The sequence below is a fragment of the Sphaerisporangium corydalis genome (assembly GCF_025506355.1).
Taxonomy (GTDB): Bacteria; Actinomycetota; Actinomycetes; order Streptosporangiales; family Streptosporangiaceae; genus Sphaerisporangium; species Sphaerisporangium corydalis.
Window position 1 is genome coordinate 40,590 of record NZ_JANZYP010000051.1, and the last position, 13,070, is coordinate 53,659.

Genomic DNA, 13,070 nt, shown 5'->3' on the forward strand with positions numbered 1-13,070 from the left:
CCGGGACCCGGGTGCGGGGGCGGCGCGGCTCCTAAATGTACGAACTAGTACGTTAATGTATAACCCGGCGAGCCGCCCCCTGAGAAGGCCGGGAGCGGCTCGGCTCGCTGGTGCCGGGAGGGCTCAGGTCGCGATGTCGGGGTAGGGCATCGAGATGTGGGCGACCCGCCGGGCGTACTCGGTCTGGAAGCCCATCGGCCCGTGGTCGCGCTCGAACATGGCGATGAACAGCGTGAGCGTCAGGAAGGGGTGCGCGCCCAGCTCGAACAGCGCGGGGTAGTCGTGGGCGACCAGGGCCGCGCGCTCGGCCTCCTCGAGCCGCAGCCAGGTGGAGGACTCCTCCTGGACGCAGTTGAGCAGGCGGTTGGCGTAGGCGTCCTCCCACATCGCCACCGTCGCCGCCGGGTCCTCGCGGTAGCGTTCGACCAGCTCGGGGTCGCGGTCGACGGTGAACAGGAACTTGTTCAGCAGGTACTTGCTCACGGGCGGCCTCCTGCGGGATACCAGGTGAAGTACGCCTCCATGGTGTGGAACAGATCATAGGTGTCCACGTAGTCGGCCTTACGGCCCTCGCCCGCGACGCCCATCATCAGCATGAAGTCCATGAAGCCGTGGGTGGCGTTGCCGGGCAGGTGGAGGCTGTCCAGGGTGACCTCCGACAGGCAGCCCTCCAGGTCGCCCGACGAGATCCACTCGACGGCCTTGCGGTCGAAGACCGGGTCGGGTCCCGTCGGCCCGAACTGGCGCGGCCCGCCCAGCTCCAGCGACAGGTGCCCGGTGCCGATGACCGCGACGCGCTGGTCCGACGGCCAGGACTCGACCATCCGGCGGATCGTCTGCCCGAGCTGCACGAACCGCTGGGGCCGTGGCAGGGGAGGGGCGAAGATGTTGGTGTAGATCGGCACGATCGGCAGGTCGTTCTGCGGGCGCAGCGTGATGATCGGGCAGGTGATCGAGTGGTCGATCCGCAGCTCGTTGGAGAACGCGAGGTCGAACCCCGCGTCGATGCCCTCCCGCAGCAGGTGGGCCGACAGGTCCTCCTGGCCCCGGCACAGCATTTTCGGCAGGCCGAACTCGCGCTCCTCGTTATAGAAGTTCGCGTCGTAGAAGGGCGCCTTGCCGACCAGGAACTGCGGCATGTTGTCCAGCCACAACTGGTGGAAATGGTCGGAACCCACCATGACCAGCACGTCCGGCCGCGCCTTGGTCAGCGTCTCCCGGAACGCCTCCACCTTGCGGACCCACTCGTCGGCGAAGGGCGGCCGGTCGTCACCGGTGGCGGTGCTGGCGCGATAGTAGAAGGGGTGGTGGGTGGACGCGATCACCGCGACCAGCTCAGCCATGCGGACCTCCGGTCACATCGTCGGCGGGGTACGGATCGGGCGGGACGGACCGGTTGTTCAGGTCCACGGACAGGAAGATGTCGTTCGCCACGGGGTGGCGCAGCTCCTCGGCGAGCTGCCCGATCAGCCCGGCGGTCCGGGCGAGCAGGGCGAACCCGCGCAGCAGCTCCAGCGGCAGCCCCAGGTCGGCGAGCGCGGCGCCGCACACCCCGGCGCCGTTGAGCGGCAGCGTCCGGCCCAGCACCCGCGGGTGGACCCTGCCGATCGCCGCGAACAGCGACAGATGCGGGCCGAACAGGCCCTCCTCGGTGGCGATGGCCATCAGCCGGGGCGTGCGGGGGTCGCCGTGCTTGTGCACGTGGTGGCCGAGGCCCGGGACGAACCGTCCCGCCTCGCGGCGGGCCCGCACGGTCGCCAGGGCCAGGTCGTCCCAGCCGTCCTCGCCGGACGGAGGCGGGCCCGGAAGCGAGGCCAGCACCTCGTGCAGGAACCGGCCGTTGTCCTCGGTGACGCCCAGGAAGCGCGACCCGCCGCCGAGCAGCCCGGCCGCCAGCGCGCCCTGGACGGAGTCCGGCGCCGACAGGTACGTCAGCCGGGTCACGATCGCGGTCGGCGTGAACCCGTGGTCGGCCAGTGCGGCGAGCACGGCCTCGAACACCCGGGTCTCGCCCGGCGTGGGCCGCCGCTGGGCCGCGAGCCAGAACGCCAGCTCGCCGAACCCGACCTTGCCCATCACGTCCTCGGCCAGGTCGTGGCCGAGCAGGGTGATCGTCTCCGGTGTGGCGGCGCCCAGGGCGGTGTCGTAGCGCGGCCGGTCGATCCGCTCGGTCACGGCGCCTGCCCCTCGCCGGGTCCGGCCAGCCAGGCGCGCAGCTCCGCGCCGTGCTCGTCGAGCTCCGGCGGCGGCAGCGCGTAGCCGGCCGGGGTCGCGGAGAACCGGATCGGATGGCGGGTCGTCGGCACGGCGCGGTCGCCCTCGCCGACCTCGACGACCGGGTCCAGCCCCATCCGCTCGGCCATCGCGAAGCCGCCGTCGATGGTGTTGATCGGCCCGCTCGGCACCCCCGCGTCCACCAGCAGCTCGAACCACTCGACCGCGCCGCGCCCGGCGAGCCGCTCGACCAGGATGGGCCGCAGCTCCTCGCGGTGCGCCGTCCGGCCGGCGTTCCCGGCGAACCGGGGGTCGTCGGCGACCTCGGGGATCCCGAGGACCTCGCAGAGCCGGCGGAACTGCCCGTCGTTGGCGGCGGCGATGATGAGGTCGTTGTCGGCGGTGGGCAGCGGCTCGTAGGGGAACACGCTCGGGTGCGCGTTGCCCATGCGGTACGGCACGACGTCGCCCGCGACGTAGGCGGAGCTGTGGTTGACCAGCCCGGTCAGCGCCGACGACAGCAGGTTCACCTCGACGTGCTGGCCCTGCCCGGTGGCCTCGCGGTGCCGCAGGGCGGCGAGGACACCGATCACGGCGTGGTTGCCGGCCATCACGTCGAACACCGAGATCCCGGCCCGGTACGGCGGGCCGCCGGGGTCGCCGGTGAGGCTCATCAGGCCCGAGATGGCCTGGACCATCAGGTCGTACCCGGGCACCCGGCTGCCGGGGCCCGAGCCGAACCCGCTGATGGAGGCGTACACGACCCCGGGGTTGCCCGCCCGCACCGACGCGTAGTCGAGCCCGTACTTGGCCAGGCCGCCCGGCCGGAAGTTCTCCACCACGACGTCGGCGCGGCGCGCCAGCTCCCTGGCCGTCCCGGCGTCGGCCTCGTCGCGCAGGTCCAGCGCGATCGACCGCTTCCCCCGGTTGACGCCCAGGTAGTACGTGGACACCTCGCCCCGCACCGGGGGCGTCCAGGATCGGGTGTCGTCGCCCTTGGGGCCCTCGACCTTGACGACGTCGGCGCCCAGGTCCGCCAGGAGCATGGTCGCGTACGGGCCCGCCAGGATGCGGGAGAAGTCGGCCACCAGCACACCTGACAGCGGCCCGGCCCCTGGCCTGTCCTCGGGTACAGCGCTCGTCATCCGGCCTCGCCCTCCGTCCGTCGGGCGGACATATGTCCGCTGGAGCGATTCTGGCATAGCAGCCGAGTGTGTCACCAGTGTGTCGAACCTATTGACATCCATGGCGACCCTGATCAGAGTAACGACGAACAAGCTGACGCACAGCGGACAGAGGTCCGGCAAACCGACCCGTGTCCTGGTCGCACGTGCGGTGAGGAGACACCGATGGTCAAGCGGAGCGAGTTCGAGCCTGGACGGCCCCTGGTGCTGCGAGGCGGCACCGTCCTGCCGATGGACGACGGGCGCCAGGTGATCCACCGCGCCGACGTCCTGGTCACCGGCGACCGGATCACCGCCGTGGGGCCGGACCTGCCGGTCCCCGAGGGCACCATCGTGATCGACGCGACCGACGGCATCGTGATGCCCGGCATGATCGACACCCACCGGCACATGTGGCAGACCGCCATGCGCGGCTACGGCGCCGACTGGACCCTGACCCAGTACTTCGTCTGGTACTACCTGGAGTACGGCAGGCTGTGGCGGCCGGAGGACGTGCACGCGGGCAACGTGCTGGCCGCGATCGAGGCCGTCGACGCGGGCGTCACGACCGTCGTCGACTGGTCCCACGGGCTGCAGACGGTCGAGCACGCCGACGCCGCCGCCGACGCGCTGCGGTCGGTGCCCGGCCGGTTCGTGCTCGCCTACGGCAACATCCAGCGCCCGCCCGCCGAGTGGACCGGCGCGCCGGAGTTCCGTGACTTCGCCGCCAGGATCGCCGGCGGCGACATGCTCGGCTTCCAGATCGCGTTCGACGTCACCGGCGACCCCGCCTTCCCCGAGAAGCCCGCCTTCGAGGTCGCCCGCGAGCTCGGCGTCCCGGTCACCACCCACGCCGGCGTCTGGGGCGCCACCGGCGACGACGGCATCCGCCTCATGTACGACCACGGCTTCATGACCCCCGAGACGGTGTACGTGCACGGCGCCTCGCTGTCGGCGGACTCCTACCACCGCATCGCCGCCACCGGCGGCGGCATCTCGGTGTCCACCGAGAGCGAGCAGAGCGCCGGCCAGGGTTACCCGCCCACCTGGGCCGTCCGCGCCCACGGCATCCCGGTGTCGCTGTCCATGGACACCAGCGTGTGGTGGAGCGGCGACCTGTTCTCCGCCATGCACGCCACGCTCGGCGCCGACCGCTCCCGCGAGCACTTCGAGGCCCACGCCAAGGGGGAGACGGTCACCCACAGCGGCCTGCGCGCCGACCAGGTCGTCCACTGGGCCACCCGGGGAGGCGCCCGCGCCATCGGCCGCGACCACGACCTCGGGCTCCTCGCGCCCGGGCGGAAGGCCGACATCGTCCTGATCAAGAACGACGCCTCGCCGGTCTCGTTCCCCCTGCTCAACCCCTACGGCCACGTCGCGTTCCAGGCCCAGCGCGGGGACGTGCACACCGTGCTGGTCGACGGGCGCGTGGTCAAGCACGAGCACCGCCTGGTCGGCGTCGACCTGGCCGGGGCACGCCTCGGGGTCGAGCGGACCATCGAGCACCTGCGGTCGGCCATGGGCGAGGAGGCCTGGCTCAAGGGGATGAACCCCGACATCCCCGAGACCACCGTCCTGGACAATCCCTACACCTACACCGACTACCACAGCGCCTCGACGCACACCCGGTGACCGCCATCGCAGGAGCGGCCGTCCCCACCGTCTAGAGTCGGGGAATCCGAGCAGGAGAGGCCCTTCATGACCCGTGGTGAGACCGGACCCGACTTCATCGAGGCGCTGGCGCGCGGCCTCGACGTCATCCGGGCGTTCCGGCCGGGACACCCCGTCATGTCCCTGGCCGAGGTGGCCGCCGCCGCCGGGCTGGCCCGCCCGACGGCGCGGCGCATCCTGCTGACCCTTCAGGAGCTCGGGTACGCCAGGGCCGAGCGGAACGGCTTCGCCCTCACCCCCCGCGTGCTCGAACTGGGCGTCTCCTACGTCCGCTCGATGGGGCTGTGGGAGGTCGCCAGGCCGCACATGGAGTGGCTGGTGGAGCGGACGCACGAGTCGTCGTCCATCGCCCAGCTCGACGGATCCGACATCGTCTACGTCGCCAGGGTGGCGGTCCCGAAGATCGTCACCCTGTCGGTGCAGGTCGGGACCAGGTTCCCCGCGCTGCAGACCTCCCTGGGCAAGGTGCTGCTCGCCGGGCTCGCGCCCGCCGAGGTGGAGCGGGTCCTCGCGCAGCCCAGCCGGTCGGGCATCGAGCCGCGCTGGCGCCCGGCCCCCGGCGAGCGCGAGGCGGCGCTGCGCGCGGTGCGGGCCAAGGGCTGGGCGCTGACCGACGAGCAGCTCGCCCCCGGGATCCGGTCGGTGGCCGCGCCGCTGCGCGACGGGCTCGGCAACGTCATCGCCGCCGTCAACGTCAACGCGCACGCCGCGGAGACCTCGGTGGAGAAGCTGACCGAGGAACACCTGCCGCTGCTGCTGCGGACCTCGGCCGCGATCAGCGCCGACTGGGCCCTGTACGACTCCGTCCCCCAGGTCACGGCCTCCTGACCGTACGGCGCCCCTGACCGCCGCCACCTTCCCGACCGGCCGCCGGCGGCTCAGCCGTGGGGCGTGTCGATGAGGGGGGTGTCGACCAGGTGCTCGATCAGGAACCAGGTCTGCAGCTCGCCGGTGCGGATGATGTCGGAGACCAGCACGTCGTTGGTGCCGTCGTCGCCCATCTCGTCGGCGCGCGACGCCGCGTCGTGGGCGGCGACGAGGATGGTCTCGTGCGCCTCGATCAGGCGCGAGAGCATCGAGGGGACGCCCTCGGCCCCGTCGGGCGGGCGCGGGATGACGGTGATCTCCGCGACGTGCCGGGGGTCGCCGACCGCGACGCCGCCGAGGGTCTGCACCCGCTCGGCGAGCACGTCCACCAGCGCGAGCTGCTCGCCGGCGTGCTTGTCCAGCAACAGGTGCAACTGGTAGAACGTCGGGCCGCGCATCAGCCAGTGGTGCTTCTTGTACAGGCTGTAGAGGATCTGGGTGTCGGCCAGGATCTGGTTGAGCCGCTGGCAGGAGTACATCCTGGCGTCGAAGGAGAGGCCCAGCGGGAACTGGCGGACGGTGCCGAAGGCCTGGATCTGGACGTTGTCGAGGTGCAGCCACGGCTGGCTGCTGCCGTTCCGCCCGGCCTTGGTGGAGCGCTTGACAGCCAATGCAGGTCCCCTCATCGCACGACACATCAGGATGCGCTCAGACGTTCCCGCGAATGTCCCAACAGAGCGCCTCAAGAGCCCTAAAAACGGACAAGACGCTCTCGGTCGCCCCGCTCTGGACCGGGGACTACACACAGGTGTAGTATCCTGCACTGTCGAGTAGTAAGCCACACCTGAAGGTAGGACGGATGGCAGTGACGACGGCCGACCCCGAGGACCTCACGGCCCGCGCCCGCATCAGGGACGCGGCCATGGCGCAGTTCGGGGAGCACGGATTCGAGCGGGCGACGATCCGGGGGATCGCCGTGGCCGCCGGGGTGTCCTCAGGCCTGGTGCGCCACCACTTCGGCTCCAAGCAGGGGCTCCTCGAGGCGTGCGACGCCCACCTGGTCAAGACGGTCCGCCGCCTCAACTCCCAGGCCGCGGGCGGCGCCCCCGACCTCAACCCGCTCGCCGCGCTGGGCCCCTACCAGGCCTATCTGGCGCGCTCCCTGATCGAGGGAGGCGCCGCGCCGCTGTTCGACGAGATGGTCGCCCTGGGCGAGGGCTGGCTCGCCGACGCCGACCGGAGCCGTCCCGACCCGCCCGACGTCGGGCCCAGGGTCCGGTCGGCGGTGATCGCCGCGATGGCGCTGGGCATCGGGATCCTGCGGCGGCACGTGTCCAGGGGCATGGGCGCCGACCTGTCCGGCCCCGAAGGCGAGCGGCTGCTCATGCGGGCCCTGCTCGACATCCACTCCCACCCCCTGCTCAGCCTGGAGGAGGCCGCCGCGGCCAGGGAGGCCCTTGACAGGACGCCGTCCCCGGCCGGCCCCGCGACCCCGCGCGGGCCCGCACCCACACAAGGAGGATCACGATGAGCGACGCCGTCTCGGTGGCCGGGCTGGTCAAGACGTTCGGCGCCACCAGGGCGCTGGACGGCCTGGACCTGGTGGTACGCACCGGCGAGGTCCACGGTTTCCTCGGGCCCAACGGCGCGGGGAAGAGCACCACGCTCCGGATCCTGCTGGGCCTGACACGCGCAGACGCGGGCACCGCGCTGCTGCTCGGCGCCGACCCGTGGGCCGGCGCGCCCGAACTGCACCGCCGCCTCGCGTACGTGCCCGGTGACGTCACCCTGTGGCCGAACCTGTCCGGCGGCGAGGTCATCGACCTGCTCGGCCGGCTGCGCGGCGGGGTGGACCGGCGCCGCCGCGCCGACCTGCTGGAGCGCTTCGACCTGGACCCCCGCAAGAAGGGCCGCGCCTACTCCAAGGGCAACCGGCAGAAGGTGGCCCTGGTCGCCGCCCTGGCCTCGGACGTGGAGCTGCTGCTGCTCGACGAGCCGACGTCGGGACTGGACCCGCTGATGGAGGAGGTGTTCCGCGACGTCATCCGGGAGGAACAGCGGCGCGGCGACCGTACGGTGCTGCTGTCCAGCCACATCCTGGCCGAGGTCGAGGCGCTGTGCGACCGGCTCACCATCATCCGCGACGGCCGGGCCGTCGAGACCGGGACCCTGGCCGGCCTGCGCCACCTGACCCGCACCTTCGTCGAGGCCGACCTGGCGGGCCCGGCGGACGGGCTGGCCGGCCTGCCCGGCGTGCACGACCTGCGCACGGAGAACGGCCGGGTGCTCTTCGACGTCGACACCGACGCGCTCGGCCCGGTGCTGGGCCGGCTCGCCACGGCGGGCGTGCGCGGCCTGGTCAGCCGGCCGCCGACGCTGGAGGAGCTGTTCCTGCGGCACTACCACCGGACCGGGGCGACCGCTTCGACCACTTCGACCGGCTCGGCCACTTCGACCGGCTCGACCGCTTCGACCGCCTCGGCCGGCGAGAGCGCGGAGGCGTCGCGATGAGCACGCTGACCGGTACCGGCGGGCTCGTCCGGCTGATCCTGCGGCGGGACCGGGCGCTGATGCCGGTGTGGGTGGTCATCCCCTGCCTGATCCCCGTGGCGTTCGTCTCCGCGTTCGACGCCGGGTACCCCACCGCGCAGGCGCGCGCGGCGTACGCCGCCACCAGCGTCCACAACGCGGCCTTCACCGTGACCTACGGCCCCCTGAGCGGCTCCGGCCTCGGCGAGCTGGTGACCTGGCGCGCGGGGTTCATCCCCGTCGTGGTCGCCCTGGCCGCCGTGCTCATGGTCGTGCGGCACACACGCGCCGAGGAGGAGGCCGGCCGGCGCGAGCTGATCGGCGCCACCGCCGTCGGGCGCCACGCGGGCCTGGCCGCCGCCCTGGCCGCCACCTGCGGGGCCGCCCTGGTCCTCGGGCTGCTGTCGGCCCTGGCGCTGACCGGCGCGGGGCTGCCCGCCACCGGCTCGCTGGCGTACGGGCTCGGGCTCGCCGCCGCGGGCTGGGTCTTCGCCGGCGTCGGCGCGGTGGCCGCCCAGCTCACCTCCGGCGCCGGGGGAGCCAGGGGCGCCGGGATCACCGTCCTGGTGGCCGCGTTCCTGCTGCGGGGCGCCGGTGATGTCAGCGCGCGGTCCGGCGGCGGGCTGGGCGGGCTCTCCTGGCTCTCGCCGATCGGCTGGGCGCACCGGATGCGGCCGTTCGCCGGCGAACGCTGGTGGGTACTCGGGCTCGCCGCCTGCGCGGTCGCCGCGCTCACGGCGTCGGCCGCCGCCCTGTCCGCGCGGCGCGACCTCGGCGGCGGCCTGTTCCAGGCCCGCCTGGGCCCGGCCACCGCGGCGCCCGGCCTGCGCACCCCCCTCGCGCTGGCCTGGCGGCTGCACCGGGGGCCGCTGCTGGCACGGGCCGCGGGCTTCACCGTCCTCGGCCTCGTGCTCGGCGGCATCGCCCAGAGCGTCGGCGAGCTGCTGGACGGCGGCTCCCCGGCGGCGCGGGACGCCCTGGCCCGGCTGGGCGGCCGGGGCGCCCTCGCCGACCAGTACCTCACGGCGATGATGACGCTGCTCGGCCTGGTCGCCGCCGGGTACGCGGTCCAGGCGGTGCTCCGGCTCCGGGCCGAGGAGAGCGGCGGGCGGGCCGAACCCCTGCTGGCCGCCCCGGTCGGCCGGCTGCGCTGGGCCGGCGGCCACCTCGCCTTCGGGCTGCTCGGCCCGGCCGCCGGGCTGGTCCTGGCCGGGGCCGCCGCCGGGCTCGCGCACGGGATGAACACCGGTCACGTCGGGCGGGAGCTGCCCCGGCTGCTGGGCGCCGCCCTCGCGGAGCTGCCCGCGGTGTGGGTGTTCGCCGGTCTGGCGTTCGCGCTGGCCGGCCTGCTGCCCCGCCTCGCGGCCGGTGCCTTCGCCGTGCTCGCGGCGAGCCTGCTGCTCGGCTGGGTGGGCGCCGAGCTCCGGCTGGGCGGGTGGGTGACCGGCCTGTCGGTGTTCGCCCATGTCCCGCCGCTTCCGGGCGGGGACCTGTCCGTGCCGCCGCTCGCCGTGCTGACGGCCCTCGCGGCGGCCCTCACCGGGCTCGGGCTGCTGGGGTTGCGGCACCGCGACCTTCCCGTCGGCTGAGATCCGTCACGGTCACGCAGGGTGGTGATCATTCAACTATCTGTGAAATGGCGTTCAGGGTAAAGGCTCTTGACGCGACCCTGTCTCCGGGGAAACCTGTCTTATACCCAAAAAGCGACCCGATTAATCCACTGCCCGACAAGATGGTAATTGGTATTGCATTACGGACATTGCAATTGTCCTGTGGTCAAACGCCCGAAGGGGGGTGTCATGGTCGGTTACTGGAGAAACGGATGGGGCGCCTGTTGTTCCGCGATGGTTGTTTCGCTTTCGAGTGGGCATCCATGTTACCGAACGACCTACCAGTGGGTAACAAGACGAACACGATTACGCCGATCCTCTATAGAGAGAATCAGCATAACCGTGTGGTTTGTAATGATCAGCGGTGCGCGGCCTGGCCGACGTCCGGTCGTAGCGGGGTGAGCTGGGTTATGCCGTGCCGGAAACGCAGCGCCTCGATGGCCCTGTCGTCCGGGGGGACCTCGGCGAGGATCTCGGCGAGTTCCTCGAAATAGTGTTCATGACCGGCCGGGGCCGCCTGGAAGAGCATCCTCGCCGGCCTGGTCCCCGGATTGGAGAACGCGTGCGGGCAGCCGGGGGGGACGAAGGCCAGACTGCCCGGCCCGCCGCGTACGACGGTCTCCCCCGAGCGGGAGGTCCAGGACTGCCAGTCTCCCGAGCGGGGCGCGGCGGGGGCGAAGGCCAGCAGGTCGAGCTCCCCTTCCAGGACGTAGAAGATCTCTTCGCCGTGGTCGTGGACGTGCGCCCCCACGTCCCAGCCGGGCGGTACCACCACCTCGAAGGTCGAGGCCACCGCGCTCCGGCCGCCGGTGACCTTGTAGGTGACGGTCATCGGCCCCAGGGCGAGGCGGGGGCCCTCGGACGGCCTCAGCGTCACCCCGTCGGCCACCGGGGCCGCCAGGGCACGCTCAGGGCCGCCGTGTCCCGCGGAGCCGGACGGGCGGCGGTGCCACCTCACGGGATCGGGTCGAGCATGCGGGCACGCTGCTGGTCGGCACGCGCGCGGAACACCGGGTCGGGGGTCTGCGTCACCCAGGTGCCGACGCAGAACTCGGCGGTGATCCCGGGCCCGAACCCCGCCACCAGGCACTTGTCGCCGTCGGTGGTGGCCGGGTCGTCGAAGGCCCGGCGCAGCACGTCCAGCACCACGGCGCTGGCGATGTTGCCGTAACTGGACAGCGTCGCCCGGCTGTGGGCGAAGGCGCCGGCGGGGACGTTCAGGTATTTGGCCAGGTCGTCGAGGATGCGGGGGCCGCCCGCGTGGACGATGTACAGATCGAGCTCGGAGGCGTCCCAGCCGTGGTCGGCGACCATCCTGCGTAAGGGGGGCGCGAGCCCCTCCATCGTCCGGGGCACCCGCTTGTCCAGCCGGAAGTGGAAGCCGGTGTCCCGCACCTCGTAGCTGATCCACGATTCGGTGCCGGGCATCAGGTAGGAGCCGCTGCGGTGGACGCGGATCCCGCTGCCTCCCTGGGCCCGCATCACGGTGGCCGCGACGGCGTCGCCGAACAGGCCGTTGGACAGCAGGTTGCCGAGGGCGGTGTCGGTCGGCTGGTAGCTCAGCGAGCAGAACTCACAGGCGACGATCAGCACGTTGGCCTGCGGATACACCTGGCAGTACTCGGCCGCCCTGTTGATGGCGGCCCCGCCCGCGGCGCAGCCCATCTGGGCGATCGGGAGCTGGGTGGTGCCGAGCCCGAAGCCCATGGTGTTGATCAGCCAGGCGGTCAGCGAGGGCATCATGAAGCCGGTGCACGAGACGTAGATGATGAGGTCGATGTCGTCCACGTCGAGGCTCGCGTTGCGCAGGGCCTCGCGGATGACGGCCGGGACGATCTTCTTGGCGTGCTGTTCGTACATGTCGTTGCGCGCGTGGAAGCCCGGGTGGGTCAGCGTCTCGTCGATGGGCTGCACGAGGTGCCGCTCCTGCACGCCGGTGTTGGCGATCAACCGGAGTGCCAGGTTGAGCTGGGGGTGGTCGGAGTGGAGCCGGCGGCACAGCTCCAGGGTTTCGGCCTGGGTGATCACATTTTCGGGAACGTGGACGGCAGGCCTGCACAGAACCGGCATGGCTATCACCTGGATCCTGAGTAAGGGGTGCTGGGGGAGAGGGGCCCCGCCGTGGCGAGGCGCGGTGGGACGAGGTGAGGGTGGAGGTGGGGCGCGCGAGCTGAGGTGGGCCGGGGTGGGTTCGGGCGCGCGGGGGTGAAGCAGGCCGAGGGAGAGGGCGCGCCGAAGAGAGGGGACGGGGGGTGAGCGGGGTCGCGCGCGAAGGAATGAGCCAGGGCTGCTGTGGTGACTGTGACGAGGAGGGACTGGTGGGGGGTGGGTCACAGGGCGGGGCACGGGAAGGCGTGTGAGGCCGGCGGTGAAGCCCGGATGCCCGCCCTGGAGGGGCGCGCACGGACTTCTGTGCGGCTAATTCCACCAGGCGTCGTCGCTTAGGCAATTAGTCGCGTTCCTCACGCGAGGCGGAGTGATTAGGGTTCCTCGAGGGGCTGTGATCGAGTGTAAGTAAGCAGTGATATGTCTGACAACTAGGCGTCGATACTTTTTACATATGGTAGGCCGTCGTTCCCGTAGGATCCTTCGCGAATCCATCCGGGAACGTGGCGTCACGGCGGCGAAACTTGGGCTCGCGCACAAGCCCTCAGGCCCGTTTCCCGGTGAATCCCGGAGAAGTCGAGCGGTTTGCATTCATCGACTGTGCGATGAGTGACGGACCGCCGGGCGGCGTCACGTTGCGTCACCCGGCGCGACTCCAAGAAGGACGATCGGTCACCGGACGGCGATGCGAAGTCGGGCCGGGCTGTTCCTGGATTCGCGGCCGTGAAACGATTCACCTCTATCAGGCATAAGGTGCATCAAATAAGCAGATCGAGGAACGAACGGGCACAAAGTTTCGGAGCCCGGTATCGGTAAGGCGCGGCGCGAACCGATTTGGCGCGGGGGGCCCGGGCGTGGGGAATCCGGCGGCACCGGCGCCGGGAAACGATCTTCGGGGATCCGGGGGCGGGCGGCGGCCGTCGTACCCGACCGCACCGGGCACAGGATGTCGGGTCCGGTCGCGGGCGCC

12 protein-coding genes are annotated in these 13,070 nt (G+C 71.9%); 5 read left to right on the top strand and 7 right to left on the bottom strand.

The genetic code is table 11. The features are described from left to right. Nucleotides 1-123 precede the first annotated feature (123 nt). From NYZ98_RS29010 to NYZ98_RS29025, 4 genes are read right to left on the bottom strand one after another with little or no spacing between them, the layout of a single operon-like run. The gene (locus tag NYZ98_RS29010; protein WP_262846742.1) at nucleotides 124-483 is read right to left on the bottom strand and encodes a hypothetical protein; all 360 of its coding nucleotides are present in this window, start codon (nucleotides 481-483) and stop codon (nucleotides 124-126) included. After that, on the bottom strand, nucleotides 480-1,343 hold the full coding sequence (locus tag NYZ98_RS29015) for a DODA-type extradiol aromatic ring-opening family dioxygenase (protein WP_262846743.1): 864 nt from the start codon (nucleotides 1,341-1,343) through the stop codon (nucleotides 480-482). Before NYZ98_RS29015 ends, NYZ98_RS29010 begins: the two co-directional genes overlap by 4 nt. Then, nucleotides 1,336-2,175, bottom strand: coding sequence for a citryl-CoA lyase (locus NYZ98_RS29020; RefSeq protein ID WP_262846744.1), 840 nt, complete (start codon nucleotides 2,173-2,175; stop codon nucleotides 1,336-1,338). The genes NYZ98_RS29015 and NYZ98_RS29020 overlap by 8 nt, the downstream gene beginning before the upstream one ends. Continuing rightward, complete coding sequence (locus NYZ98_RS29025) at nucleotides 2,172-3,359, bottom strand: CaiB/BaiF CoA transferase family protein (protein WP_262846745.1); 1,188 nt, start codon at nucleotides 3,357-3,359, stop codon at nucleotides 2,172-2,174. Before NYZ98_RS29025 ends, NYZ98_RS29020 begins: the two co-directional genes overlap by 4 nt. A 204-nt stretch (nucleotides 3,360-3,563) precedes the next feature. On the opposite strand from NYZ98_RS29025, the gene NYZ98_RS29030 reads away from it, so the two are divergent. Together NYZ98_RS29030 and NYZ98_RS29035 are read left to right on the top strand one after the other, a co-directional pair. After that, nucleotides 3,564-5,009, top strand: coding sequence for an amidohydrolase family protein (locus NYZ98_RS29030; RefSeq protein WP_262846746.1), 1,446 nt, complete (start codon nucleotides 3,564-3,566; stop codon nucleotides 5,007-5,009). Nucleotides 5,010-5,075: 66 nt separating this feature from the next. Then, nucleotides 5,076-5,876, top strand: coding sequence for an IclR family transcriptional regulator domain-containing protein (locus NYZ98_RS29035; protein ID WP_262846747.1), 801 nt, complete (start codon nucleotides 5,076-5,078; stop codon nucleotides 5,874-5,876). A 50-nt stretch (nucleotides 5,877-5,926) separates the two neighbouring features. Here the strand turns inward: NYZ98_RS29035 and NYZ98_RS29040 are convergent, their stop codons facing one another. Next, on the bottom strand, nucleotides 5,927-6,526 hold the full coding sequence (locus tag NYZ98_RS29040) for a Dps family protein (RefSeq protein ID WP_262846748.1): 600 nt from the start codon (nucleotides 6,524-6,526) through the stop codon (nucleotides 5,927-5,929). A 188-nt stretch (nucleotides 6,527-6,714) separates the two neighbouring features. Between NYZ98_RS29040 and NYZ98_RS29045 the strand changes: the two genes are divergently transcribed. The 3 genes from NYZ98_RS29045 to NYZ98_RS29055 are packed head-to-tail and all read left to right on the top strand — an operon-like array spanning nucleotide 6,715 to nucleotide 9,973. Beyond that, entirely contained in the window at nucleotides 6,715-7,386 is a 672-nt protein-coding gene (locus NYZ98_RS29045) for a TetR/AcrR family transcriptional regulator (RefSeq protein WP_262846749.1), read from the top strand. After that, complete coding sequence (locus tag NYZ98_RS29050) at nucleotides 7,383-8,366, top strand: ABC transporter ATP-binding protein (protein ID WP_262846750.1); 984 nt, start codon at nucleotides 7,383-7,385, stop codon at nucleotides 8,364-8,366. Before NYZ98_RS29045 ends, NYZ98_RS29050 begins: the two co-directional genes overlap by 4 nt. After that, nucleotides 8,363-9,973, top strand: a complete 1,611-nt coding sequence (locus NYZ98_RS29055; protein ID WP_262846751.1) for an ABC transporter permease — start codon at nucleotides 8,363-8,365, stop codon at nucleotides 9,971-9,973. The genes NYZ98_RS29050 and NYZ98_RS29055 overlap by 4 nt, the downstream gene beginning before the upstream one ends. A gap of 379 nt (nucleotides 9,974-10,352) precedes the next feature. Here the strand turns inward: NYZ98_RS29055 and NYZ98_RS29060 are convergent, their stop codons facing one another. Both NYZ98_RS29060 and NYZ98_RS29065 read right to left on the bottom strand, forming a co-directional pair. Further along, nucleotides 10,353-10,952: a cupin domain-containing protein gene (locus NYZ98_RS29060; protein ID WP_262846752.1), complete on the bottom strand. Its 600-nt coding sequence runs from the start codon at nucleotides 10,950-10,952 to the stop codon at nucleotides 10,353-10,355. Continuing rightward, complete coding sequence (locus NYZ98_RS29065; protein WP_316249614.1) at nucleotides 10,949-12,064, bottom strand: type III polyketide synthase; 1,116 nt, start codon at nucleotides 12,062-12,064, stop codon at nucleotides 10,949-10,951. The genes NYZ98_RS29060 and NYZ98_RS29065 overlap by 4 nt, the downstream gene beginning before the upstream one ends. Nucleotides 12,065-13,070 lie beyond the last annotated feature (1,006 nt).